Source organism: Psychrobacillus sp. FSL H8-0484, from assembly GCF_038005325.1.
GTDB lineage: Bacteria > Bacillota > Bacilli > Bacillales_A > Planococcaceae > Psychrobacillus.
The window spans coordinates 3,668,440-3,694,106 of the sequence record NZ_JBBOSZ010000001.1 but is presented as its reverse complement, the minus strand read 5'-3'; the positions used below and the strand labels follow the sequence as shown (position 1 = coordinate 3,694,106).

The 25,667-nt window shown below is 39.6% G+C and carries 24 protein-coding genes, 8 tRNA genes and 3 rRNA genes; 33 read left to right on the top strand and 2 right to left on the bottom strand.

The annotated features are described in order from the left end of the window. Positions 1–505 precede the first annotated feature (505 nt). Together MHH81_RS18130 and MHH81_RS18125 are read left to right on the top strand one after the other, a co-directional pair. Positions 506–985, top strand: a complete 480-nt coding sequence (locus MHH81_RS18130) for a PH domain-containing protein (protein WP_340923953.1) — start codon at positions 506–508, stop codon at positions 983–985. Beyond that, on the top strand, positions 975–2,486 hold the full coding sequence (locus tag MHH81_RS18125) for a PH domain-containing protein (protein ID WP_340923950.1): 1,512 nt from the start codon (positions 975–977) through the stop codon (positions 2,484–2,486). Before MHH81_RS18130 ends, MHH81_RS18125 begins: the two co-directional genes overlap by 11 nt. Positions 2,487–2,503: 17 nt before the next feature. On the opposite strand, the gene MHH81_RS18120 is transcribed toward MHH81_RS18125, so the two are convergent. Further along, a complete protein-coding gene (locus MHH81_RS18120; RefSeq protein WP_340925338.1) occupies positions 2,504–3,130 on the bottom strand; it encodes a rhomboid family intramembrane serine protease in 627 nt (208 codons plus the stop codon). Between the two features lie 68 nt (positions 3,131–3,198). Here MHH81_RS18120 and acpS point away from each other — a divergent pair, with 68 nt between their 5' ends. From acpS to MHH81_RS17985, 27 genes are all read left to right on the top strand, one after another. Continuing rightward, a complete protein-coding gene (gene acpS, locus MHH81_RS18115) occupies positions 3,199–3,552 on the top strand; it encodes a holo-ACP synthase (protein ID WP_340923946.1) in 354 nt (117 codons plus the stop codon). A gap of 58 nt (positions 3,553–3,610) precedes the next feature. Further along, positions 3,611–4,627, top strand: a complete 1,017-nt coding sequence (locus tag MHH81_RS18110; protein ID WP_445678105.1) for a LolA family protein — start codon at positions 3,611–3,613, stop codon at positions 4,625–4,627. A gap of 70 nt (positions 4,628–4,697) precedes the next feature. Further along, positions 4,698–5,804: an alanine racemase gene (alr, locus tag MHH81_RS18105; protein ID WP_340923943.1), complete on the top strand. Its 1,107-nt coding sequence runs from the start codon at positions 4,698–4,700 to the stop codon at positions 5,802–5,804. A 134-nt stretch (positions 5,805–5,938) separates the two neighbouring features. Continuing rightward, positions 5,939–6,220, top strand: a complete 282-nt coding sequence (locus tag MHH81_RS18100) for a transcriptional regulator (RefSeq protein WP_340923940.1) — start codon at positions 5,939–5,941, stop codon at positions 6,218–6,220. 4 nt (positions 6,221–6,224) lie between these two features. Beyond that, positions 6,225–6,575, top strand: coding sequence for a type II toxin-antitoxin system PemK/MazF family toxin (locus tag MHH81_RS18095; RefSeq protein WP_340923938.1), 351 nt, complete (start codon positions 6,225–6,227; stop codon positions 6,573–6,575). Positions 6,576–7,116: 541 nt separating this feature from the next. After that, a complete protein-coding gene (locus tag MHH81_RS18090) occupies positions 7,117–7,944 on the top strand; it encodes an STAS domain-containing protein (protein ID WP_340923935.1) in 828 nt (275 codons plus the stop codon). Beyond that, positions 7,944–8,306: an STAS domain-containing protein gene (locus MHH81_RS18085; RefSeq protein ID WP_340923931.1), complete on the top strand. Its 363-nt coding sequence runs from the start codon at positions 7,944–7,946 to the stop codon at positions 8,304–8,306. Before MHH81_RS18090 ends, MHH81_RS18085 begins: the two co-directional genes overlap by 1 nt. Positions 8,307–8,312: 6 nt before the next feature. After that, a complete protein-coding gene (locus MHH81_RS18080; protein ID WP_340923929.1) occupies positions 8,313–8,714 on the top strand; it encodes an anti-sigma regulatory factor in 402 nt (133 codons plus the stop codon). 15 nt (positions 8,715–8,729) lie between these two features. After that, entirely contained in the window at positions 8,730–9,728 is a 999-nt protein-coding gene (locus tag MHH81_RS18075) for a PP2C family protein-serine/threonine phosphatase (protein WP_340923927.1), read from the top strand. Between the two features lie 69 nt (positions 9,729–9,797). After that, complete coding sequence (locus MHH81_RS18070) at positions 9,798–10,142, top strand: anti-sigma factor antagonist (protein ID WP_340923925.1); 345 nt, start codon at positions 9,798–9,800, stop codon at positions 10,140–10,142. Further along, positions 10,129–10,599, top strand: a complete 471-nt coding sequence (gene rsbW, locus MHH81_RS18065; RefSeq protein ID WP_340923922.1) for an anti-sigma B factor RsbW — start codon at positions 10,129–10,131, stop codon at positions 10,597–10,599. The genes MHH81_RS18070 and rsbW overlap by 14 nt, the downstream gene beginning before the upstream one ends. Beyond that, on the top strand, positions 10,577–11,362 hold the full coding sequence (sigB, locus tag MHH81_RS18060; protein ID WP_340923919.1) for an RNA polymerase sigma factor SigB: 786 nt from the start codon (positions 10,577–10,579) through the stop codon (positions 11,360–11,362). The genes rsbW and sigB overlap by 23 nt, the downstream gene beginning before the upstream one ends. Further along, on the top strand, positions 11,359–11,955 hold the full coding sequence (locus MHH81_RS18055; protein ID WP_340923916.1) for a PP2C family serine/threonine-protein phosphatase: 597 nt from the start codon (positions 11,359–11,361) through the stop codon (positions 11,953–11,955). The genes sigB and MHH81_RS18055 overlap by 4 nt, the downstream gene beginning before the upstream one ends. A 203-nt stretch (positions 11,956–12,158) precedes the next feature. Next, on the top strand, positions 12,159–14,327 hold the full coding sequence (locus tag MHH81_RS18050) for a Tex family protein (RefSeq protein WP_340923914.1): 2,169 nt from the start codon (positions 12,159–12,161) through the stop codon (positions 14,325–14,327). Positions 14,328–14,389: 62 nt separating this feature from the next. Beyond that, entirely contained in the window at positions 14,390–14,860 is a 471-nt protein-coding gene (locus MHH81_RS18045) for a SprT family protein (protein WP_340923910.1), read from the top strand. Between the two features lie 79 nt (positions 14,861–14,939). Next, positions 14,940–15,014, top strand: a tRNA-Asn gene (locus MHH81_RS18040). 5 nt (positions 15,015–15,019) lie between these two features. After that, positions 15,020–15,091: transfer RNA gene (locus tag MHH81_RS18035), tRNA-Glu, on the top strand. 22 nt (positions 15,092–15,113) lie between these two features. Continuing rightward, positions 15,114–15,189, top strand: a tRNA-Asp gene (locus tag MHH81_RS18030). A 3-nt stretch (positions 15,190–15,192) separates the two neighbouring features. After that, a tRNA-Gln gene (locus MHH81_RS18025) sits at positions 15,193–15,267 on the top strand. A 10-nt stretch (positions 15,268–15,277) separates the two neighbouring features. Then, positions 15,278–15,350 (top strand) — tRNA-Lys (locus MHH81_RS18020). 64 nt (positions 15,351–15,414) lie between these two features. Further along, positions 15,415–15,501: transfer RNA gene (locus MHH81_RS18015), tRNA-Leu, on the top strand. Between the two features lie 16 nt (positions 15,502–15,517). Next, positions 15,518–15,594 (top strand) — tRNA-Arg (locus MHH81_RS18010). Positions 15,595–15,622: 28 nt separating this feature from the next. After that, positions 15,623–15,696, top strand: a tRNA-Gly gene (locus MHH81_RS18005). A 151-nt stretch (positions 15,697–15,847) separates the two neighbouring features. Further along, a 16S ribosomal RNA gene (locus MHH81_RS18000) occupies positions 15,848–17,401 on the top strand. A 235-nt stretch (positions 17,402–17,636) separates the two neighbouring features. Next, a 23S ribosomal RNA gene (locus MHH81_RS17995) occupies positions 17,637–20,565 on the top strand. A 56-nt stretch (positions 20,566–20,621) separates the two neighbouring features. Continuing rightward, positions 20,622–20,737: ribosomal RNA gene (gene rrf / locus MHH81_RS17990) — 5S ribosomal RNA — on the top strand. Together the 16S, 23S and 5S rRNA genes with 8 tRNA genes alongside form the textbook arrangement of a ribosomal RNA operon. 535 nt (positions 20,738–21,272) lie before the next feature. After that, entirely contained in the window at positions 21,273–22,277 is a 1,005-nt protein-coding gene (locus MHH81_RS17985; protein WP_340923908.1) for a nuclease-related domain-containing protein, read from the top strand. 95 nt (positions 22,278–22,372) lie between these two features. On the opposite strand, the gene MHH81_RS17980 is transcribed toward MHH81_RS17985, so the two are convergent. After that, a complete protein-coding gene (locus MHH81_RS17980; RefSeq protein ID WP_340923906.1) occupies positions 22,373–22,726 on the bottom strand; it encodes a VOC family protein in 354 nt (117 codons plus the stop codon). A gap of 230 nt (positions 22,727–22,956) precedes the next feature. Between MHH81_RS17980 and MHH81_RS17975 the strand changes: the two genes are divergently transcribed. The 4 genes from MHH81_RS17975 to MHH81_RS17960 are packed head-to-tail and all read left to right on the top strand — an operon-like array spanning position 22,957 to position 25,628. Then, on the top strand, positions 22,957–23,331 hold the full coding sequence (locus MHH81_RS17975; RefSeq protein ID WP_340923904.1) for a GntR family transcriptional regulator: 375 nt from the start codon (positions 22,957–22,959) through the stop codon (positions 23,329–23,331). Continuing rightward, positions 23,331–24,215 carry an ABC transporter ATP-binding protein gene (locus MHH81_RS17970; RefSeq protein WP_340925334.1) on the top strand — a complete coding sequence of 295 codons (885 nt, stop codon included), beginning with the start codon at positions 23,331–23,333 and terminating at the stop codon, positions 24,213–24,215. Before MHH81_RS17975 ends, MHH81_RS17970 begins: the two co-directional genes overlap by 1 nt. Next, positions 24,199–24,933 (top strand): hypothetical protein, encoded by a 735-nt coding sequence (locus MHH81_RS17965; protein ID WP_340923902.1) that lies wholly within the window; start codon positions 24,199–24,201, stop codon positions 24,931–24,933. Before MHH81_RS17970 ends, MHH81_RS17965 begins: the two co-directional genes overlap by 17 nt. Continuing rightward, on the top strand, positions 24,930–25,628 hold the full coding sequence (locus MHH81_RS17960; RefSeq protein WP_340923899.1) for a hypothetical protein: 699 nt from the start codon (positions 24,930–24,932) through the stop codon (positions 25,626–25,628). Before MHH81_RS17965 ends, MHH81_RS17960 begins: the two co-directional genes overlap by 4 nt. Positions 25,629–25,667 lie beyond the last annotated feature (39 nt).

Genomic DNA, 25,667 nt, shown 5'->3' with positions numbered 1-25,667 from the left:
GGGCTTGAAGAGGGCACTGAAAAACTCTATTACAGAATTTTTTATGATAAATATTTGATGCGTCGATACTTTGTACTATAGGATTTAGCACGGCGGCGTGAGACTCCTGTGGGAAAGCGAGACAGCCGAGACCCCGCACGAAGCGTAGCGTAGGAGGAGGCTCGGCGCTCGCCCACGGAAAGCGAACAGAGCCGTGCTAAATCCAATTAGCGGATATTTATTAGGAATTTTATTAGAACACCACTTTTTTCAGTGCCCTCAGGCTTGCTAGTGAGGAGGCTTGGCAGTTCGTCCGCGGAAAGCGAGCGGATTTTCGTCTATAAAGCATGATCGTTTAACAGAGTTATTGAAGAAAAGAAGGATGTAACTTTGTAGTTGGAAAAACCGATTATTGTGTAATCGGATGGCACACTCGATAAATCGGATGGCTTCAAAAATAATCATACAAAATTGAAACATTTTGTCGTATATTACGTATACAATGAAAAGGGAAGAGGTGGTAAATATGAGAACTGAACCAATGAATAGAATCTCGGAAAAAGGACTACGCGTATGGCGGATATATGGGAGTCTACAAACACTTATTGCATTACTACTTGGAATTGGTGTTGGTGCAATCAATTTCTTTATTGATAACTATATGTGGATATACATAGTAGATGGATTGGTAGTGCTACTCATAGGGTATTTACTCATTTTTTTATTTCCAAAAGTGAGATGGACACGTTGGAAATATGAAGTGAGAGATCAAGAAATTGAACTGCAGCATGGCTTATTTGTTGTGAGACGTACGCTAGTACCAATGGTTCGCGTGCAACATGTCGACACAGAGCAAGGACCGATTTTAAGAAAGTATGATTTGGCATCTATTACGATTTCGACTGCTGCTACTAGTCATACAATTCCCGCACTTGTTACTGCTGAGGCAGATGAGCTCCGTGGGAGAATATCTGTACTAGCGAGGGTGGCGGAAGATGATGTCTAAAGAAAAGTATAAGCTTCACCCTATTTCTGCACTCATTAATTTTATAAAAGTGTTAAAAGACATGATTGTCCCGCTTGTTGTTGTCGTTGCAGTAAATGGATTTGGTGGCAGTGCTGATTCTGATGGCTGGTCATCTTATATAACGTATAGTATCTATGGAGTCGTTCTAATCTTTTTACTTGTTAGTGGCATTATCAAATGGAAACGATTTCGATATTGGTTTGAGGAAGAAGAGCTACGAATTGAGTATGGTCTATTCGTAAAGAAAAAGCGATATATTCCTTTTGAAAGAATTCAGAGCTTGAACTACACAGAAGGTATTTTCCATAGACCTTTTGGATTGGTGAAAGTAAAAGTGGAGACTGCTGGTGGTGGACCAACAAAAGAAGCAGATGCTGAGTTAACCGCAATTTCAAAATTAAAGGCCGATCAAATCAAAAAAGAAATGATGCAAGCAAAAAATAAGCAAACGACAGAGCTAGAGGAAACAGTCGTAGTTCAAGAACTCATCAAAGAAGAAACAAGACCAATATTCCATATGTCGATGAAAGACTTGTTTGTTTTAGCGAGTACTTCCGGTGGGATAGGAGTATTTTTCTCGGGTCTTGCCATTTTTGCCTCGCAATTTTCAAACATTATACCTTACGAATTGATATATGATGAAATAGTTGTTTTCATTCGATTTGGTGTACTAATGGTAGCGCTAGCAGTTTTCGCTGTCTTGTTAGTTGCTTGGGTTGTGTCTGTAGTACTAACGCTTATTAACTACTATGATTTTACGATTCGAGTAGAAGATGATGAAATAATTCTAACTAGAGGACTATTAGAGAAAAAGAAAATTACGATCCCGCTTTCTCGAATTCAAGGAATACGCGTAGTCGAAAATCCACTGCGTCAGCTCACAGGTTATGCGACTGTAATTGTAGACAGTGCTGGTGGTTCGATGGCCGAGAAAGATGAAAAAATTCGATTACTTCCATTAATTAAAAAAACGAAAATCAATCCAGTATTGATGCAAATATTCCCAGATCTACAATTTGAACCAAGCTTCAAAAAAGTGCCAAATAGATCGAGAAAATTTTTCTATCGATTAGATTTTTTATGGATGATTCCTGTTGCCGCAGCAGTTAGCTACTTTTTCTATCCATTTGGATTATTATCGCTGCTTTTATTTCCATTAAGTTATGTTTTAGGTATTTGGCAAAAGAAAACAGCAGGATTTTATATAGAGGAACAGCAACTAGTAGTGCAATATCGTGTTATTAATAAAGTAACCGTTTGGATGGAAAAGAAACGAATTCAAGCGATGACAGAACGAACAACTTATTTTCAAAAGAGAGCAAATGTATCGTCTATCATTACGACAATTAAATCCGGTGTAGCGGGGGCAGCAACAACGATTCCGCATATCGAAAAAGCAGATGCGGAAAAGCTTTTAGACTGGTACGAACCAATTAGGAAACCCAAAATAGACATAGAAAAAGAACAGCCTCTTACGTAAAGGCTGTTCTTTCTGTGTTAGACGGATTTAAATTTATTTCTACGTTTCTTCCAAGCAGCGATTCGTTTAGGATGGAAATAAATAATTCCGATAACAAATCCAGTAATTAAACCCGCGATATGAGCGGTTGTATTAATGCCTGGTTGAATAAAAGTCATGATAACTCCAATAACGATAATTGGTATAATGATTTGTTTTAACTGTGGTAAGAAATTTTTCGTATAATAAACTAAAGCAGCAAAAGCTCCGAGCATTCCATAAATTGCGCCACTTGCACCAACGCTCGTGTAATTCCAATCATGTATTAAATAAGTAGCCACGTTCCCAATTAGACCTGCTAACAAATAAATAGTTAAGAAACGTGCTTTTCCTGCAATTTGTTCAAGCTCTGGTCCAAAAATAAACAAAGAGAACATATTAAATAATAAATGTGAGAGAGAAGCGTGCAAAAATATTGGTGTAACTAAACGCCAGTATTCGCCTTCACTAATAAGTAAGTTAAAATGAACACCTAAGTTAAATAATTGATTTCCGATTACCGGCATACTTGTCAAAATATAAATAGCAATGTTTAATGCCAGCAAAGTAGAGACAACTGGATATAATTTAATGTATTGTTTAAAGCTTTCTGTTCTTGTAAACATCATTTCACCTCAAATTTTCTACTAATAGTATATCCTTTAATAAGGGTATTTGGAAAGGAGAAACAATCATGATTATTGGAATAGGTCTAGATATAACTGAAATGAATAGAATTAAATCAATTAAAGGAAAAACGTCAAAATTTGAAGAGCGTATTCTGACGGATAGAGAAAGATTACAGATGAACGATTTATCAGATCAACGACAAATAGAGTTTTTAGCGGGGCGATTTGCTGCAAAAGAAGCATTTTCCAAAGCAATGGGTACGGGCATTGGGAAGGAATGTAGCTTTCACGACATTGAAATTGTTCGAGAAATAAGTGGAAAACCATCTCTTTATTTTAAAGGTAAACAAGTAAATGGCTTCGTTTCCATAACACATACAAAAGAATATGCAGCTGCTCAAGTAATTCTGCAATCATAAACGGTCGTCCACCTACATACAATGAATGAACGCAGTGATAATAGAAAGGGTGGACTGATTGAAGAGCCGAGTGGCTAAACTGTTTTTTTTATTTGCAATGATCCTGGTACTATCTGCATGTGGAGCGGAGTCAAAAGAAGATGTCTTAAAGAAGTTGAGTAATAAGTGGGTGGATACAAAGGGATATGAATTAACTGCGCAAATGAGTATCCTTACAGGGCAAGAACCTAGAGTGTATGACGTGGAAGTATGGCATACAAAACCTGATTTTTACCGAGTAAAAGTGTCAGATGCAAACGCAGAAAACACGCAAATGATTGTCCGTAATACTGAAGGTGTATTCGTTGTAACGCCAGCTCTTAACAAAACGTATAAGTTCCAAAGTAAGTGGCCGACAGAAAATAGCCAGGCATATTTAATTGGCTCTCTAGCCCAAGATATTAAGAAAGATAAAAATTCTACATTTAAAGAAGAAGGAAACCAGTATATATTTGAAACGAAAACAACGAATAATCATAAAAATATGCTGCCTTCCCAAAAGATTTATATCGATAAAAAAACATTACTACCAACGGACGTTTCTATCTTAAATGAAAACAAAGAAGAACAAATTCATATTAAGTTTAACCAAGTTTCACTTGGGAAAACACGAGCAGCAGGGGAATACAAAATTGAAACGCCAGCTGCGAAAGCAGAAGGAAATACTGTAGAAGCATCTGCAGAGTTGGAAAACCCTGTATTTGAAACGCATTATCCAGTAATTAAATGGGACAATGTGCATTTAATTGATGAAAAAGTTTTGAAGGTAGAAGATGACAAACGAGTCATTTTAACATTTAGTGGAGATAAAGATTTTACCATCGTCCAACAGATAAGTAATCCAACTATGTCTTCAACGATTCCTGTATTTGCTCCTGGAGATCCGGTAGATTTAGGAGTTGCAATTGGGGCGGTAACTGATCAATCGCTTACTTGGGAACAAGATGGCATGTCCTTCTTTATAGCATCTTCTTCTTTAAGTAAAGAGGAAATGATTGAAGTGGCTTCATCTATGACCGTTACTGGCCTAAAATGATTATAAATTGACGCCTTCTAATCTCAAGTAGCATAATTAGTGTAAATAGATTAAAAAAGAGGGAAGTCATATGTCGCAGAAACACTATCGACCAACATTTATCGAAATAAATTTGCAAGCGATTGAATCGAATCTGAAACATTTGAAAGACACGCTTCCAAAGCATACCAATATCATCGCTGTAGTAAAAGCAAATGCATATGGACATGGGGATATTGAAGTTGCAAATGCTGCTCTACAGGCTGGTGCGATACAATTAGCTGTTGCTACTCCAGAGGAAGCTCTTCATTTAAGAGACGCGGGTATTACTGCGGAAATTCTTGTTCTTGGGGCATCACCAGCTACTTTTTTACAAGAAGCATTTGAACGAAATATTACATTAACAGCATATTCACTAGAGTGGCTTCTTGCCACTCGCCATTTTAACAATCCTTTGAAATTGCATATTAAAATCGATAGTGGTATGGGTAGGATAGGATTTACAGAGGCCGAAGAATTAACAAAGGCACTTGATTTTATACAGAAGCGAAATTGGCTGAAAGTAACGGGTGTGTTTACACATTTTTCTACTGCTGATGAAGAAGATCAACAGTACTTTATGGATCAAGTGACCAAATTTGAAAGACTACTCGATTTATTTAAAGAAAAACCAGCCGTCGTGCATACTTCTAATAGCGCTGCGGCTCTTCTATATCCAAGTCAAAGATGGGATGCGGTACGTTTTGGTATATCCATGTACGGAATTGCCCCATCCTCTTGGGTAAATAAACAACTTCCATTTCCTTTAGAAAAAGCACTCTCACTTCATACGGAAGTAGTGCATGTGAAGAAAGTCAATAAAGGCACAACTATAGGCTATGGAGCAATGTATATAGCAGATTCTGATGAATGGATTGCCACCCTACCAATTGGTTATGCAGATGGATTACTAAGAAAGCTGCACACTCAATCTGTTTTAATAAACGGGAAAAGAATGCCAATCGTGGGGAAAATATGTATGGATCAATGTATGGTACGTGTAGATGAAAAAGTTAATGTTGGGGAGAAAGTTGTGTTACTAGGGAACCAAATGAATGAAGAGATTAGCATAGAAGAATGGGCAAATACTTTAGATACAATACCTTATGAAATATGTTGCACATTTTCTACTAGAATCCCGAGAATTTACAGTAAATAATTATTCGACAAAACAAAAGTACTAATTGCATAATTTGTCTAACCATTTCTTATTATGTCTTTTATTTCAGCTCTAGTAATGGTAAGATGAAGTAAATTGTCAGATAGGGAAATGTTTTGTCGGAGGTGTTTGCTGTGGTAAGTGATAAAAAGAAAAAAGAAGCGGTTATTGAGCTTCCAATGCAAATGGTTAATGGAGGAGTAAAAACCATTAAACAATCATTAACTGGTAAGGAAAGCGTTGTTCGTGTCCAAGCAAATGAATATATGAAGAAAGGCCAGGCAAATCTCATAAGAGAAGCGATGATGAAAGGCTATGTTGAAATGTCTCATATAAATTTAACCATTTCTTCGGAATGTTTACATGCAGAATATGAAGCGCAACATACGACAGAGCGACTCGTAAGTGGAGGATGAAAACTTGATCGTAAAACGTGGGGACGTTTTTTTTGCAGATTTATCACCGGTAATCGGGTCTGAACAAGGTGGGACCAGACCCGTTTTGGTGATTCAAAATGATATTGGTAATCGATTTAGTCCAACTGTTATCATTGCCGCAATTACTGCTCAAATTCAAAAAGCAAAATTACCAACACATGTGGAAATTAATGCAAAAGAATATGATTTTGAACGTGATTCTGTTATTTTGTTAGAGCAATTACGAACGATAGACAAATCTAGGCTTACAGATAAAATTACGCATCTTGATGAAGATGTAATGGATCAAGTAGATCACGCATTAGGCATTAGCTTAGGTATCGTGAAATTTTAATACATAGACAAAACACAGTGTGATACGACAAATACACATTGTGTTTTTTTAATTTCAAAAAATACCACACTAGATACTCTATGTATAGGTGCTTTTGGAGTACTTGGAACTGAACGAGTCCTACATCATTACCTGGATTTCTTGCTGCAGAGGGATGCGACAAAGTCGCATCCCTCCGCATTTTTTCGATAATCGTGTGGTAGTCGTTCGTCCGTCACTCTCCATAGGCTACTTGTAATAGAAATGCCGAGCTTTTGGAAATGAAAGAATAGCCATTTTCCTATTTATACACTTTGCCCTCGGTAATGATGTAGCGATCATTTCGTCCAAAGCGAACCAAAAACGCACAAATGCAAAATGGGATCCTTACGCATTTCTTGTGAAATTTTAATGGGGCAAATTGGATAATCAGCAGCCGTAAAAAAATACTTCTTAATGAAAAGAATTCTTAGGAAAACTTAATAAGATGTAAATATCTCCAATATTCGTTACAATAAAACTACTATTATTTCAATTTTCAATAAGGAGATGTATATAAAACATGAATAGACTAATTGCAAGATACATTCACGAAAATATTGATGAGATACTAGAAAAATGGAAAATCAAAATGGAAGAAGAGAAAGATGATCGATTCTTTCAAGTAATGTCTGATCAAGTAATAGATCATACAGCTCGTGAGTTTGGAGAGTTAATGATTTCTAGTTTAACAGAAGAAAAAGAAACATACAGAGGAAAATTAAATGAGTTTTCCGTACAGATTGTTCGATTCGGCTGGTCGGTTTCCTTTGTTTTAAAGACGTTGTCTAATTTTACGGAAGTTATATATGAGAATCTAGAAATAGCCGAGTACTTAAATGAAAGTAATTATAAGTCATATAGAGAAATATTGAACAATTGGCTAACTCCAGTAACACATAGCATTGTAGATGCGTATTCAAAAGTCTGGGAAAAAACAGTAAGTTTACAAAAAATAGCGTTACAAGAACTATCTGCATCGCTAATTCCTGTTTTTGAGAAAATTTCAGTGATGCCTTTAGTTGGAACGATTGACACAGAGCGTGCAAAGTTAATTATGGAAAACTTATTACAAGGTGTTGTGAAGCATCGAGCAGAAGTAGTATTACTTGATATTACTGGTGTTCCAGTAGTAGATACGATGGTAGCCCATCATATCATTCAAGCAGCTGATGCCGTTCGTTTAGTTGGAGCTAAATGCATGCTAGTCGGAATTCGTCCAGAAATAGCCCAGACAATAGTAACGCTTGGTATAAATTTAAATGACTTTACAACAACAAGCACCTTACAAAGAGGTGTTGAACAAGCCCTTGCTCTTACAAATCGTGCAATTGTAGAGGTGAACTCATAATGATGACAAGGATTCCTATTTTAAAACTAAGAGATTGTTTAATTGTTTCTATTCAGTGGGAGTTAGACGATCAAACCGCTCTTGCTTTCCAAGAGGATTTATTGAACAGGCTACATACAACTGCAGCAAGAGGAGTAGTAATTGATTTAACACCAATTGATTTTATCGATTCATTCATCGCAAAAGTACTTGGTGATGTAATTAACATGTCGGGTCTTATGGGAGCTAAAGTCGTTATTACAGGTATACAACCTGCTGTTGCGATCACCTTAATAGAACTAGGTATAAGACTTGAAAATGTGGTAACAGCTCTAGATTTAGAAAACGGATTGGAAAAACTAGAACGAGAATTGGAGGCCTAATTCAATATGAACTTAAGGTCTTCAGTGGATATTATCAGCGAGTGGGACATAGTTGCTGCCAGACAACTTGGAAGAAATGAAGCGAAAGATATAGGTTTCGGTACAGTAGACCAAGCTAGAATTACAACAGCAATAAGTGAGCTTGCCCGTAATATTTATTTATATGCTGGAAAAGGAAATATAGAGATCAAACAAATTACAGAGAGCAAACTTAAAGGATTATTAGTAATCGCATCTGATAGTGGTCCTGGTATTCCTGATGTTCGCAAGGTTATGGAAGATGGCTACACTACATCAGGCGGACTTGGGGCTGGTTTACCTGGAGTAAAGCGTCTAATGGATGATTTTAAGATAGAAACAGTAGTAGGAGAAGGTACTACAATTAGTGCCACAAAGTGGCTTAGGTAGGAGGTCAACTGAATAATGCCACAAGAATTCAAAAAAGAATATAAAAAAATATTAGAACAATATACATTAAGACAAACAGAACATAATTTATATGAAGGACAAAATTTTAGTAGGCAACTTATTCAAAAGAATATTTCCCCAGAAGAAGTAATTAGTATACATAAGGCTTCTTTAGAAGAAATAATTCCTGACTTACCAGCAAATGTTTTGCATTCTTTTGATTTATTAATAGAAGTAATGGTTCGTTATGGACTAGCTCTTAAAGAACATCAAGCATTAATTCAAAAACAGCAAAACTTTAAAATGGAAATGGAATTAGCTTCTAATGTTCAACAAACTTTACTTAAAACAAAAGTACCGGAAATGCAGGGATTAGATATTGGTATGATTTCTGTACCAGCAAAAGAAATGAACGGAGACTATACGCATTTCCTACATAACGAAAAAACGGTAGGAGTAGCTGTGGCAGATGTTATTGGTAAAGGAATTCCTGCCGCCCTTTGTATGTCGATGATTAAGTATGGAATGGATAGTTTAGATGGTGCAGAAACAGATCCAATTATGGTGTTGGATGTTATAAACAGAATTGTGGAGAAAAGCGTAAGCGACTCCATGTTTATCTCTATGTTTTATGGAACATACGATACATTAAAAAGTGAGTTTACCTATGCTTCTGCTGGACATGAGCCACCACTTTTTTATTGTGCAAAATCTAGCAGTTTTGCAGAATTACAAGCAAAAGGCTTATTACTTGGTGTGATAGCAAACGTTGAGTACGAACAACATTCAATTGTCCTCGATAAAGGCGACTTCATTGTTATGATGACTGATGGCGTAACGGAATGTCGCTCGAAAGATGGCTTTATAGAACCACAAACAGTCATGGATATTATTGAAAGTGTAAGAGATCAATCTGCACAGGAGATGGTAGAGTTTGTGTTTCATAGATTAGAAGAGTTACAGGAATTTGAACAGCGAGATGATTTTACTCTTGTCATTTTCAAGAAAGTATAAAGAAAATGTTTATCATTAACTAGTATGTGGTATAGATTACTATATATAGTGAAGACGGGGGAGAAGTAAATGAATATTACGATAGAACTACAACAAGAGGATATGCAAGTAAAAGGGATTATTAAAGGAGAGATTGATGCATTTACAGCACCAATGCTTCGTGAGAGATTAGCAGAGATAGATTTAAAAGAAAATCGCCACGTGGAGTTAAATTTAACAGACGTAACCTATATGGATAGTACAGGATTAGGCGTATTTGTGGGCTTTTACAAAAGTGTGAATGAATCAGATGTGCATGTGGAATTAACTGGACTTTCATCTCGCTTGAAAAGATTGTTTGATATAACTGGCCTTGGAGATATTATGGATATTCAAACTGTGAGCGAAGAGGTGAAAATAGATGAAACCGTTTGATTATGTTGAAATCCGTTTGCCAGCAAAGCCGCAGTACGTTAGTGTAGCAAGACTTACTATTTCGGGTTTAGCAAATCGTCTGGGATTTACGTATGATGATATCGAAGATTTGAAGATTGCAGCAAGTGAAGCCATTACGAATGCAGTTCAACATGCATATACAGAAGATGAAGATGGTGTAATTGTTATTGGATGTGCATTATATAAAGATAAGATGGAAATTATGGTAGCGGATCATGGGAAAAGTTTTGACTTTGAAGAGACGAAAGCAAAAGTTGGTCCGTACCGTGAAATAGATGAGGTATCTTTTTTGCGAGAAGGCGGGCTTGGTTTATATTTAATTGAGACGTTGATGGATGAAGTAAAAGTCCACCACCAAGAAGGTGTAACTGTATTTATGACGAAGTATGTCGGAGTAGAGCAGGTGGATGAAAATGTCGAACACATCACTTCCTAACAAGCAATCTAAAGAAAAGATATTAGAATGGATTAAAGAATACCAACTGACGGAGTGTGAAGAGGCTCAGACCAATTTGGTAGTCAATTATAAAAGGTTGGTTGAGTCTATCGCTCGTAAATACTCAAACGGTAAATCTCATCATGAAGACATTGTGCAAGTAGGGATGCTAGGACTTCTTGGTGCAATAAGAAGATATGATCCATCCTTTGGAAGGAATTTTGAGGCCTTTGCAATCCCAACAATCATTGGTGAAATCAAACGATTTCTACGAGATAAAACATGGGCAATACATGTACCTAGAAGAATTAAAGAACTAGGTCCTCGTATTAGAGCAGCTGTTGAAACTTTAACAGTCGAATTTCAACGATCTCCATTAGTGCCAGAAATTGCGGACTACTTAAGTGTAGATGTAGAAGATGTACTAGAAGCAATGGAAATGGGAAAAAGTTATCAAGCGTTATCGATGGACCATTCATTAGATTCAGATTCCGACGGTAGTACAATTACGTTATTTGATGTAATTGGAAACGAGGATGGAGAATTTGAAAAAACAGATCAGCGTTTGCTTGTAGCCGATGCACTAAATGTACTATCCGAACGTGAAAAAGAAATAATTCAGCTTACATATATCGGGCAGCTGAGTCAAAAAGAAACTGGAGATAAACTCGGAATTTCTCAAATGCATGTTTCAAGAATTCAACGTAAAGCTATTAAAAAATTGCAACAGGCAATATTATCGTCAGGTGGCGTAATAAATTGAAGGATTTTTCAGATGAAAAAGTAGAGTTGCTAGTATATCAGGAAGCCAAAATGGGAAATTTAGAATCTGGAGATACATACTATGTATCTAAAAATGAAGACTTTATGCTTTGCGCTATTGCAGATGGACTTGGAAACGGTCCTGTGGCAAAAGAATCAGCAGATATTATACCGAAAATATTGGAGCAATACCCGGAAGAATCTCTTGATGAATTACTATTACGTAGTAATGAGCTAATGGTTCAAAAAAGAGGAGCGGCAGTAGCGCTTGTTAAAATAGATTATAACGCACAAACGATATCTTATAGCTGTGTCGGGAATATTAAATTTTACATGTACCAACGATCAACAGGTAAAATGATTTATCCTTTGCCAGTCATGGGTTATTTATCTGGTAGAAAACAAAAAATAAATACACAAACTTATGCCTGCACAAAGGAAGATTTATTTTTACTTCATTCTGACGGCGTAAACATGAAAAGTCCAAAAGCTACAATAAAGGAATCATGCAATGCCAAATATCTCTACGAATCTGTGTACAAGGAAATCGAACACGGAGACGACGCAACTTTTATAGTAGGAAGCTTACTCTAGTTAACTAGAGTAGGCTTTTTTTATTGAAACTGACACTTCAGACCGTTCACATTGATCGGAATGGCTGGAGTGTGGTCATTCTGCATGTTTAATGGAGTGGATGTGTTTGGTTCTGTTTAGACAGTTGATACCACTCCAGTTAGAAAAGCGCTCTAGCTCTCCGTATGTTAAAATAAAACTTATAAGGAAAGGATGTGTTTGTTTTGGAAATAAAGAAAATGCTCCAGCTCGTTTCTAAAGAAACAGGCGTAAAATCTTCACAAGCTGAACAAGTAATTAAATTATTAGAAGAAGGAAATACAGTTCCTTTTATCGCACGATATAGAAAAGAACAAACTGGATCTCTAGACGAGGTTCAAATAAAATCAGTAGAAGATCGATACAATTACATACAACAGCTAGAACAGCGTAAAGAAGAAGTCATTCGATTAATCGACGAACAAGGAAAACTTACCGACGAACTGTCTGCTTCTATTCATAATGCAACGGTACTTCAACGAGTAGAAGATTTATATCGCCCCTATAAGCAGAAACGCAGAACAAAAGCGACAATTGCAAAAGAAAAAGGGTTAGAGCCATTGGCAGATTTGGTAATGACTTTCCCGAAAGAATCAGTCCAAAAACTTGCAGCTGAATATTTGAATGAAGCATTAGAAGTTCATACCGTTGAGGATGCACTACAGGGAGCGAGAGATATTTTAGCAGAGCAATTTGCAGATGATGCGAAAATCCGCGAACAAATCCGAACTATCTCACGTGCAGATGGAAAGGTTATTTCCTCTGTTAAAAAAGAAGAACTAGACGAGAAAAAAGTATTTGAAATGTACTATGATTACGAAGAACCGGTAAAAAAGATTGTTCCGCATCGTATTTTAGCTCTTAACCGTGGAGAAAAAGAAGATGTTTTAAAAGTAAGTCTTCAAGTACCACAGGACAAAGTAATAACAGTGATGCAGGTGCACTGGATTCCCAATCATACGTCTAGTGATGCTGTGGAGCATGTAAAGGTAGCATTAGAAGACTCTTATAAGCGACTAATCCAGCCATCTGTCGAACGTGAAATACGAACAGAGCTTACAGAAAAAGCGGAAACACAAGCCATCCATATTTTTTCGGAAAACTTGCGTAACCTCTTATTACAACAACCTTTAAAAGGTAAAGTAATTCTCGGTGTAGATCCCGCGTATCGTACAGGGTGTAAGCTTGCAGTAGTAGATGATACTGGTAAGTTATTAGAGGTTTCTGCTATATATCCCCATGCACCAAAAATGGATATAGAAGGATCTAAAAAGAAAGTTCTTTCTTATATAAGTAAGTATCCAATTTCATTAATTGCTATAGGGAATGGAACTGCCTCTCGTGAAACAGAACAATTCATCGTAGATTGCCTAAAAGAAGTAGAAGGTGAAGTTGCATATGTGATTGTCAATGAAGCTGGTGCCAGCGTCTATTCTGCCTCTGAAACAGCAAGAAATGAATTTCCAGACTTACAAGTGGAGCAGCGTAGTGCGGTTTCAATTGCAAGAAGACTCCAGGACCCACTAGCCGAACTAGTAAAAATAGATCCTAAAGCGGTAGGAGTTGGCCAATATCAACATGATGTATCACAGAAAAAATTATCGGAATCGCTCACTTTTATAGTAGAAACTGCTGTTAACCAGGTTGGAGTAAACGTAAACACTGCATCTGCTTCTCTTTTACAATATGTTTCGGGATTATCTAAAACAGTTGCAGAAAATGTGGTGAACCTACGAAATGAACAAGGTAGATTTACTTCTAGAGCGCAATTAAAGAAAATTCCACGTCTTGGTGCGAAAACATATGAGCAAGCAATTGGGTTCTTACGTGTTCCTGATGCAAAAAATCCATTTGATGCAACAGGAATTCATCCAGAAAGCTATAAAGCAGCAGAGCAAGTATTAGAAATTGCCTGCTTGAAGAAAAATCAAATAGGCTCAAAAGAAGCAGAAGAAGCGTTAAAAAACATATCAATAGAAGAAGTTAGCAGAGAGTTAGAAATTGGTGAAATCACGTTAAAAGATATTGTAGACACTCTTATTAAGCCGGCCCGTGATCCGCGTGAAGCATTCCCGCAGCCTATATTGAAAAAAGATGTACTTAAGTTAGAAGACTTAAAAGCAGGAATGGAGCTCCAAGGAACGGTTCGAAACGTAGTAGACTTTGGTGCCTTTGTAGACATTGGTGTAAAACAAGACGGCCTAGTGCATATTTCCAAATTGAAAAAAGGTTTTGTCAAACATCCACTTGATGTTGTGTCTCTAGGAGATATTGTAACTGTATGGGTAGAACAGTTTGATGCGAATAAAGGAAGAATAGCTCTGACTATGCTTCCGCCAGAACAACAAGTGTAACTAATTAGAGTTGTCCAATGAACTTTTCGTTGGACAACCTCTTTTTAATAGGAGAGAGTGACATGACAGATGAAAAATTGTATGAACTAGTTTGTAATGTATCGAAAGAAATTTTTGGGAAAGACTTTCTGCATAGAGCTTTTTTTAATAAACGATTGCGCAGTACTGGTGGAAGGTACATGTTAAGAACACATGATATTGAAGTTAATCCGCTTGTTTTTGAAAAACATGGCATGGAAGAATTAGTCGGGGTAATCAAACATGAACTTTGTCATTATCATTTACATATAGAAGGAAAAGGATATAAACATAGAGATGCTGACTTCAGAGAGTTATTAAAGAGGACAAACTCTCCCCGATTTTGCTCCACGCTTATTGAAAGGAATAAGCAAGTAAGGGCCTCAAAATACACATATCAATGCGTAAAATGCTCGCTTTTATATAATCGAAAAATTCGGTTAAATACCAAAAAATTCAGGTGTGGCAAGTGTTTGGGTGAACTGTTTTTAATTCCTTTAGAAAAACTTAAATAAATTTCTAAAAAGTAGTTGACGTTTCGCAAAAGGCTCTTTATAATAATAAAAGTCGAGTAAAACAAACGACAAAAATTATTCCGAAGTAGCTCAGTGGTAGAGCAATCGACTGTTAATCGATTGGTCGTAGGTTCGAGTCCTACCTTCGGAGCCATTCATGGCCCCTTGGTCAAGCGGTTAAGACACCGCCCTTTCACGGCGGTAACACGGGTTCGAATCCCGTAGGGGTCATTTACCAAAATACATATTTAAAGGTCCCGTGGTGTAGCGGTTAACATGCCTGCCTGTCACGCAGGAGATCGCCGGTTCGATCCCGGTCGGGACCGCCATATTGGGGTATAGCCAAGCGGTAAGGCAACGGATTTTGATTCCGTCATGCCCTGGTTCGAATCCAGGTACCCCAGCCATTTCTTGTACGAGCCATTAGCTCAGTTGGTAGAGCATCTGACTTTTAATCAGAGGGTCGTAGGTTCGAATCCTACATGGCTCATCAATTATTGTTGACATTGTTGTTTGCTGATAGTATAATCAAACTTGTCCTATTTAATAACTATGCGGTCGTGGCGGAACGGCAGACGCGCTAGGTTGAGGGCCTAGTGGGGGATAACCCCGTGGAGGTTCAAGTCCTCTCGGCCGCACCAAGCAATGCAAAAAGATGCGCCCGTAGCTCAATTGGATAGAGCGTCTGACTACGGATCAGAAGGTTGTGGGTTCGACTCCTGCCGGGCGCGCCAATAAAACAATAATTTATATAATATATATGCGGGTGTAGTTTAGTGGTAAAACCTCAGCCTTCCAAGCTGATGATGAGAGTTCGATTCTCTTCACCCGCTCCATTATTTAATACCATGAACATTGAAAACTGAACATGCAAAACGTTAAGAAATATAGCTTGAAAGACTAACTTCGGTTATTTCGATAGCAAAACAATTTTTGACATCATTTAATGATGATGCCAGCAAAACAAATGAGCTTTTTAAGTTCTCTATTATGGAGAGTTTGATCCTGGCTCAGGACGAACGCTGGCGGCATGCCTAATACATGCAAGTCGAGCGAATGACGAAGAAGCTTGCTTCTTCTGATTTAGCGGCGGACGGGTGAGTAACACGTGGGCAACCTGCCCTGTAGATTGGGATAACTCCGGGAAACCGGGGCTAATACCAAATAATCCATTTCCTCACATGTGGAAATGTTAAAAGACGGTTTCGGCTGTCACTACAGGATGGGCCCGCGGCGCATTAGCTAGTTGGTAGGGTAACGGCCTACCAAGGCGACGATGCGTAGCCGACCTGAGAGGGTGATCGGCCACACTGGGACTGAGACACGGCCCAGACTCCTACGGGAGGCAGCAGTAGGGAATCTTCCACAATGGACGAAAGTCTGATGGAGCAATGCCGCGTGAGTGAAGAAGGTTTTCGGATCGTAAAACTCTGTTGTAAGGGAAGAACAAGTACGAGAGTAACTGCTCGTACCTTGACGGTACCTTATTAGAAAGCCACGGCTAACTACGTGCCAGCAGCCGCGGTAATACGTAGGTGGCAAGCGTTGTCCGGAATTATTGGGCGTAAAGCGCGCGCAGGCGGTCCTTTAAGTCTGATGTGAAATCCCACGGCTCAACCGTGGAAGGTCATTGGAAACTGGGGGACTTGAGTACAGAAGAGGAAAGCGGAATTCCAAGTGTAGCGGTGAAATGCGTAGAGATTTGGAGGAACACCAGTGGCGAAGGCGGCTTTCTGGTCTGTAACTGACGCTGAGGCGCGAAAGCGTGGGGAGCAAACAGGATTAGATACCCTGGTAGTCCACGCCGTAAACGATGAGTGCTAAGTGTTAGGGGGTTTCCGCCCCTTAGTGCTGCAGCTAACGCATTAAGCACTCCGCCTGGGGAGTACGGTCGCAAGACTGAAACTCAAAGGAATTGACGGGGGCCCGCACAAGCGGTGGAGCATGTGGTTTAATTCGAAGCAACGCGAAGAACCTTACCAGGTCTTGACATCCCGCTGACCGTTCTAGAGATAGATCTTTCCCTTCGGGGACAGCGGTGACAGGTGGTGCATGGTTGTCGTCAGCTCGTGTCGTGAGATGTTGGGTTAAGTCCCGCAACGAGCGCAACCCTTGATCTTAGTTGCCAGCATTCAGTTGGGCACTCTAAGGTGACTGCCGGTGATAAACCGGAGGAAGGTGGGGATGACGTCAAATCATCATGCCCCTTATGACCTGGGCTACACACGTGCTACAATGGACGGTACAGAGGGTCGCAACCCCGCGAGGGTGAGCTAATCCCATAAAACCGTTCTCAGTTCGGATTGTAGGCTGCAACTCGCCTACATGAAGCCGGAATCGCTAGTAATCGTGGATCAGCATGCCACGGTGAATACGTTCCCGGGCCTTGTACACACCGCCCGTCACACCACGAGAGTTTGTAACACCCGAAGTCGGTGGGGTAACCCTTACGGGAGCCAGCCGCCGAAGGTGGGACAGATGATTGGGGTGAAGTCGTAACAAGGTAGCCGTATCGGAAGGTGCGGCTGGATCACCTCCTTTCTAAGGATATATTACGGAATACAGATCTTTATCTGTATCTTAACGTTTTGCAGTTCAGTTTTGAATGTTCATTTTTATGAGCATTTGAAAACTTGTTCTTTGAAAACTGGATAAAACGACATTGAAAGAAATAAATTCAAGAAATTCAATTTGTAATCACTTCGGTGATTATATGTTGTGTAGTACTTTTAACTACTAATTTTGAATGGACTCCAAGTAATTGGAAGCCATATTAGGTTAAGTTAATAAGGGCGCACGGTGAATGCCTTGGCACTAGGAGCCGAAGAAGGACGGCACTAACACCGATATGCTTCGGGGAGCTGTAAGTGAGCTTTGATCCGGAGATTTCCGAATGGGGAAACCCACTGTTCGTAATGGAGCAGTACATTTACGTGAATACATAGCGTATCTGTGGCACACCCAGGGAACTGAAACATCTAAGTACCTGGAGGAAGAGAAAGAAAAATCGATTCCCTGAGTAGCGGCGAGCGAAACGGGAATAGCCCAAACCAAGAGGCTTGCCTCTTGGGGTTGTAGGACACTCTACATAGAGTTACAAAGGAATGAGCTAGACGAAGCGATCTGGAAAGGTCCGCAGGATAGGGTAAAAGCCCCGTAGTCAAAAGTTCATTCTCTCTTGAGTGTATCCTGAGTACGGCGGAACACGTGAAATTCCGTCGGAATCTGGGAGGACCATCTCCCAAGGCTAAATACTACCTAGTGACCGATAGTGAACCAGTACCGTGAGGGAAAGGTGAAAAGCACCCCGGAAGGGGAGTGAAATAGATCCTGAAACCGTGTGCCTACAAGTAGTTAGAGCCCGTTAATGGGTGATAGCGTGCCTTTTGTAGAATGAACCGGCGAGTTACGATTACATGCAAGGTTAAGTTGAGAAGACGGAGCCGCAGCGAAAGCGAGTCTGAATAGGGCGAATGAGTATGTGGTCGTAGACCCGAAACCAGGTGATCTACCCATGTCCAGGATGAAGGTAAGGTAACACTTACTGGAGGTCCGAACCCACGCACGTTGAAAAGTGCGGGGATGAGGTGTGGGTAGCGGAGAAATTCCAATCGAACCTGGAGATAGCTGGTTCTCTCCGAAATAGCTTTAGGGCTAGCCTCAAACGTTAAGAATCTTGGAGGTAGAGCACTGTTTGGACTAGGGGCCCATCCCGGGTTACCGAATTCAGACAAACTCCGAATGCCAATGATTTATGTTTGGGAGTCAGACTGCGAGTGATAAGATCCGTAGTCAAGAGGGAAACAGCCCAGACCACCAGCTAAGGTCCCAAAGTATTTGTTAAGTGGAAAAGGATGTGGCGTTGCTTAGACAACCAGGATGTTGGCTTAGAAGCAGCCATCATTTAAAGAGTGCGTAATAGCTCACTGGTCGAGTGACGCTGCGCCGAAAATGTATCGGGGCTAAACAAATCACCGAAGCTGTGGATTGATACCTTTGGTATCAGTGGTAGGAGAGCGTTCTAAGGGCGTTGAAGTCAGACCGGAAGGACTGGTGGAGCGCTTAGAAGTGAGAATGCCGGTATGAGTAGCGAAAGACGGGTGAGAATCCCGTCCACCGTATGACTAAGGTTTCCTGAGGAAGGCTCGTCCGCTCAGGGTTAGTCGGGACCTAAGTCGAGGCCGATAGGCGTAGACGATGGACAACAGGTTGATATTCCTGTACCACCAAACCACCGTTTGAGTAATGGGGGGACGCAGAAGGATAGGGTAAGCGTGCTGTTGGTTATGCACGTCCAAGCAGTAAGGTGTGAATGTAGGAAAATCCGCATTCTATAACATTGAGCTGTGATGGCGAGGACTTAGTCCGAAGTTCCTGATTTCACACTGCCAAGAAAAGCCTCTAGCGAGGTGATAGGTGCCCGTACCGCAAACCGACACAGGTAGTCGAGGAGAGAATCCTAAGGTGAGCGAGAGAACTCTCGTTAAGGAACTCGGCAAAATGACCCCGTAACTTCGGGAGAAGGGGTGCTCTTTTGGGTGAATAGCCTAGAAGAGCCGCAGTGAATAGGCCCAGGCGACTGTTTAGCAAAAACACAGGTCTCTGCAAAACCGTAAGGTGAAGTATAGGGGCTGACGCCTGCCCGGTGCTGGAAGGTTAAGAGGAGTGCTTAGCGCAAGCGAAGGTGCGAATTGAAGCCCCAGTAAACGGCGGCCGTAACTATAACGGTCCTAAGGTAGCGAAATTCCTTGTCGGGTAAGTTCCGACCCGCACGAAAGGCGTAACGATCTGGGCACTGTCTCAACGAGAGACTCGGTGAAATTATAGTACCTGTGAAGATGCAGGTTACCCGCGACAGGACGGAAAGACCCCGTGGAGCTTTACTATAGCTTGATATTGAATTTTGGTGCAACTTGTACAGGATAGGCAGGAGCCTTAGAGCCCGGAGCGCCAGCTTCGGAGGAGGCGTCGGTGGGATACTGCCCTGGTTGTATTGAAATTCTAACCCATACCCGTAACCCGGGTAGGAGACAGTGTCAGGCGGGTAGTTTGACTGGGGCGGTCGCCTCCTAAAGTGTAACGGAGGCGCCCAAAGGTTCCCTCAGAATGGTTGGAAATCATTCGAAGAGTGTAAAGGCAGAAGGGAGCTTGACTGCGAGACCTACAAGTCGAGCAGGGTCGAAAGACGGGCTTAGTGATCCGGTGGTTCCGCATGGAAGGGCCATCGCTCAACGGATAAAAGCTACCCCGGGGATAACAGGCTTATCTCCCCCAAGAGTCCACATCGACGGGGAGGTTTGGCACCTCGATGTCGGCTCATCGCATCCTGGGGCTGTAGTCGGTCCCAAGGGTTGGGCTGTTCGCCCATTAAAGCGGTACGCGAGCTGGGTTCAGAACGTCGTGAGACAGTTCGGTCCCTATCCGTCGTGGGCGTAGGAAATTTGAGAGGAGCTGTCCTTAGTACGAGAGGACCGGGATGGACACACCGCTGGTGTACCAGTTGTTCTGCCAAGAGCATCGCTGGGTAGCTATGTGTGGACGGGATAAGTGCTGAAAGCATCTAAGCACGAAGCCCCCCTCAAGATGAGATTTCCCATTACGCAAGTAAGTAAGATCCCTCAAAGACGATGAGGTAGATAGGTTCGGGGTGGAAGCGTGGCGACACGTGCAGCTGACGAATACTAATCGATCGAGGACTTAACCAAAATAGAATTTGAAGAATTCAATGTCTTTTATCCAGTTTTGAGTGAACAACTCAAGGTCTAGTGATGATGGCGAAGAGGTCACACCCGTTCCCATACCGAACACGGAAGTTAAGCTCTTCAGCGCCGATGGTAGTTGGGGGTTTCCCCCTGCAAGAGTAGGACGTCGCTGGGCACTAAGAAGTCGTTACCGAGTAATCGGTAGCGGCTTTTTTTGTATTGGAAAAAGAAGACCGAAGACAACTTGTATTTTAGTTATAGAAAAGCGTACGAGAAAGTGGAAGGCAAAGAGTTCGAGGAAGCAAAGAAGAGAGGCTCGGAGCTTATAGTCTCCGTGAGAACCGAATGACTACGGACGATGAAGGAATCTGCCGTCCATCTGCTTTCGCAGCCTGAACACGGAAGCGTTATCGAGAAATCAGTAGCGGCTTTTTTTGTCGTGTAAAAAATCGATAAACCTTTTGATAATGTGACAAAAAGATTTATTACACGATTGATGTTTGATCGACCATTCTATAAAAAGACATTTCCCGGGAAATAGTAGCATATGTCGACATAGATAAAAAAATTGAAATTGATTTTTAAAGCTTTATATAGGCTCAAAATGCAATTTTGGTACTTATTTATTGATTAAAATGAAATTGTCTTCTTATTAGTTCAATTTACAATTTTATCATATGTGGTATTATGCAAAAAAAAGGAGGGATGACATGATTATTAAAAAACGTTCAATTGACTATAAATACATAGGGTTGGAGATGTTATATCAGCGGCTGCCTGATGAACATCCGATGAAAAAAGTCATTAATTCGAAAATCTTGTCAGCAAAAGCAGGAATTATAGGAGAGAAAATAGTGGAAGAAGTTTTTAATAAATATAATTTCCCCTTTAACTACTGTGTATTGCATGACCTAAACTTGAGTTCGAATGGTAAATTTCAAATAGATACTTTGTTTATATGTCCGTACTATGCTGTAGTTTTAGAGTGCAAGAATATCGTAGGTGAGTTAAGTTTTGAGAAGGACCCGCCTTATTTAAAACGTGAATTAGAGAATGGTCAGAAAGATGGATTTGAGAGCCCAGAAGTACAGCTGGATCGAAATATATATTTGTTAAGCGAGTGGTTGAGTGTACGAGGTATAGATATACCGGTTATGGGAGTTGTAGTATTTAGTAGTACGAAATCTAGAATAGTTAAGCCTCCAGATCATACAGCTACCATCTACGCTAGAAGTATTCCTGTTTATTTGAGAGGTTTACCAAGAGAAAAAGAATATTTAACTCTCACGCAAATGAGTGACTTGGCTCATAGTATTGCAAAGGCTCATCAAGCTTATTTTCCTTATCCAATGTGCAAGAATTGGAGGATTGATCCAGAAGATTTGATTACAGGGGTTCTGTGTGGGAAATGTGGTAGATTTGGGATGGAACGTCTTAAAAGAACCTGGTTATGCCCAGGATGTAGTAATAGAGATGCAACTGCACATATTAATTCAGTTAATGAATGGTTTGTGCTCATTGGAGAACAAATATCAAACAGTGAATGCCGTAGATTTTTACACATTAATCAACATCAGACAGTAACTAGAATTTTACAGGGTATGGGGTTAATAATTGAAGGAGAGGGGAAAGCAACTAAGTATAAAATAAGTAAAAAAATGCTATCCGGTCATAAAATTTTCTATATGGACAAAAAAAATTTTATCCGGTCATAAATTTATTTATGCGGTCACATTTTTTTCTATCCGGTCAGAAATCTTTCTATCCGGTCACAAAACAAAAAAGCCCCTCTCTGAGAGGGACTTAGATATTAAATTTCACTCATTAGTGCATGTGTATTGCCTTCTGTATCTTTAAAGAATGCCATCCATGTTTCCGTGTCGCCCATTTTTGCAACCATATGCGGTTCATCTATGAATAGTGCGCCCGCTTCTTTCATTCGTGAAACTTCTTCCTGCAAATTATCAACTTGAAAATACAATACCGAGCCTGGGTGGTCAAACTCTTCCGTTTCCGGACGACTTAAAAGTAGTCTTGTATCTTCACATTGAAAAAAAGCCAATCCATTTGTTTCGAATAGTAGTGGTAACCCAATTACCTCTTTATAAAACACAACTGCGCGTTCTACATTTTCGACGTTTACTGCAACTTGTCCTAATTTCATTTTAAATAACCTCCATTTCACTTATTAATTCTATATTTAAACCAAAAATCCTTTACAGAACATAAAGTTTCGCAAAAAATGTCAAAATAAGTTTTTAAATGATTGTATAGATAACACATTCAAAAGTGGTTGGTTTTTAGTTCAAATTAATTAGACTTTTTACTAAATTTATTATATACTACATTACAACACTAATGCACTAGGTTTCAAAGGAAAGGAGAGTATCCTCATTGAATTTAAACGCAGATACAACGAAGCCTATTTACATTCAAGTAGCCGAATGGATAGAAAATGAAATAATAGCAGATCGATTTTTGAGCGATGAAAAAGTGCATTCGCAGTATCAATTAGCGGATCTTTTTAATATTAATCCAGCGACGGCCGCTAAAGGCTTGACGATACTGGTGGAAGAACAGATTTTGTATAAGAGAAGAGGACTTGGAATGTTCGTAACACCAGAAGCGAAAACAAAGATTCTGGAAAAACGACGGAGTGAAACGCTAACGCGTATGGCCATGGAGCTTGTATTAGAAGCAAGAAGGTTATCTGTATCAGAAGAGGAACTCATCTATTTAATAAAAAAGTGTGAGGGGGAACTACAGTGATGGCCATTGAATGTAAAAATCTAAAAAAACGCTATATGCGAAAAAATGCGCTTGAAGATATAACATTTCAATTAGAAGATCAAAAAATTACTGGATTGATTGGACGTAATGGTGCCGGAAAAACGACATTGCTAAAAATACTAGCAGGGTTTATCAAAGAAAGTTCAGGAGTGGTGAAAGTATTTTCTAACAAGCCATTTAATGATTTAACTGTATCCGCGAACAGTATTTTAGTGGATGATCAGATGAGTTTTCCAGATTCTTTGACGCTAGCAGAAATTTTACAAACTGCACCTAGTTTTTATTCGAAATGGGATGCGGAGCTTGCTAAACGATTATTTGACTATTTTCATTTGGATTCGAAGCAGCAGCACTCAAAATTATCTAAAGGGTCACAAGCCACGTTTAATATGATCTTCGGATTAGCAACTCGTTGTGAGTTGACTATGTTTGATGAGCCTACGAACGGGATGGATGAAGCAGTTCGAACGGATTTTTACAGAGCTTTGCTCAAGGAATATTTAGCGCATCCTCGATCGATTCTGATTTCTAGTCATCACCTAGCGGAAATAGAACATTTGCTAGAGGATATTCTTTTAATTCATAAAGGGAAAGTGGTATTTCATAAATCACTCGATGAGGTAAAGGAGTACGCGGTTGGAATTCAAGGTCCTTCAGAGATAGTAGAAAAGTGGACTACCGATGAAGAGATTCTTCATTCCAAACAGCTAGAAGATCAGCGTCGATATGTTGTTGTAAAAGCAAATCCTTCTCTTGAAAAAGTACGGACAGAAGGAGTTACTGTCCATTCTATATCCGCCAGTGATGTTTGTATGTATGTAACGAGTGATAGGAAGGGAGGAATCGATGATGTTTTTAAGTAATCGTACTTTAGGAGAAGTTGTTAAAGTTCAAGTGAAGTTTAAGTTAAATGCATATATGAGTGCATTTATGGGGCTTATTATTGTGCAGATACTAGGCATTTTCATTTCATTAGATGGAACAAATTCGATGGGAAGCGGTTGGAATAACATTTCGGTAAATGTATCGTTGGTATCGAATGATCTTATTTTTCTTTTTGTTGCAATTTGGGCGTTTTTTGTAGGTCATCTTATGACGACTAAAGCATATCTATACGATGATTTTTCGTTTGTCACAACTCGTCTAAGTAGTAATTTAGCTAATATAATTGTACTTTTTTTGATGAGCCTATTCGCAGGTGCAACGTCCATTTTAACGAATTACGTAGGGCGAGTCATCCTTCTTCTTTTTGATAAAGTCGATTATATGAGAAGTCCTGGCCTTTTGGATGATCCGCTTAGTTCCATTTTGAACTTCATCGTTGTGACGCTTCTAATATTAACGATAGCTTCGAGCGGTTACTTGGTAGGAATGCTTACGCAGAAGAATAAACTATTACTATTGTTTTTACCTGTTATTGTAATAGGTTTGTTGATGGCAGACTTATGGCCAACAGTTCTTCAGTTTTTATTTTATGAAAATGTGTCTATGTGGATTTTCCTTGTTAAGCTACTTATTATAACGATTACTTGTTTTGCTCTTGCCATTGTCAGTTCGAATAGATTGGAGGTTAGGCCATGAGTAATTGGGGGGTTGCCATCATTCCTATTCTTTTCATCCTAGTCATTTCTTGGGTTATTCAGCGAGGAGTGAAGAGAGCAGTAAAGAATATAGGCTGGAATCGAAGACTGAACAAATGGGTAATAGGTGCTTATGTAGCAATTCTTTTATTATCAGTTGTAGTGTATGAAGTTCTGCTCGTCGAAGGGGAAGAAACAATTACGACGAAAGAGTTTAAAAAGCTTGAAACTGAGAATGACGTTTTTGAGCAAGCATTTCTGAGCAAAGAAGTTAGCAAACTAAATTCAGCATTTTTAGTGGAGGAATGGACAAAGGAATTAGAGGGTGAGGAAGTAAATATAATATCTCCAGGCTCAGTTCACCCTACTGTAAAGGTATATGTAGAATGGACGGACTCTAAGGAAAAACTGGTGGAAGGAAAAGTGTATCGGACAAATTTAGTTATATATGGAATGAACCTAAAGGAGAAAATCCCAGTACCAAAAATGGAATGGGAAGGTGACCAACTGGTTATAAAAAATTCTGCTGAGCAGGAATTTACATTTTATAAGTTCTCCGATAAGTTGGCCGGCCTTTCATTTAATGACCATATACTAGAGAGCGAATTTGGACAATTACGTGGTGAAACGTATGTACACTTGAAAGTACCAAAACATATAAACGTAGTAGATGAATTGGGATTCCAACTGAATTAAAGATAAATGCCCTTACATCGATGGGAGGGCGTTTTATTT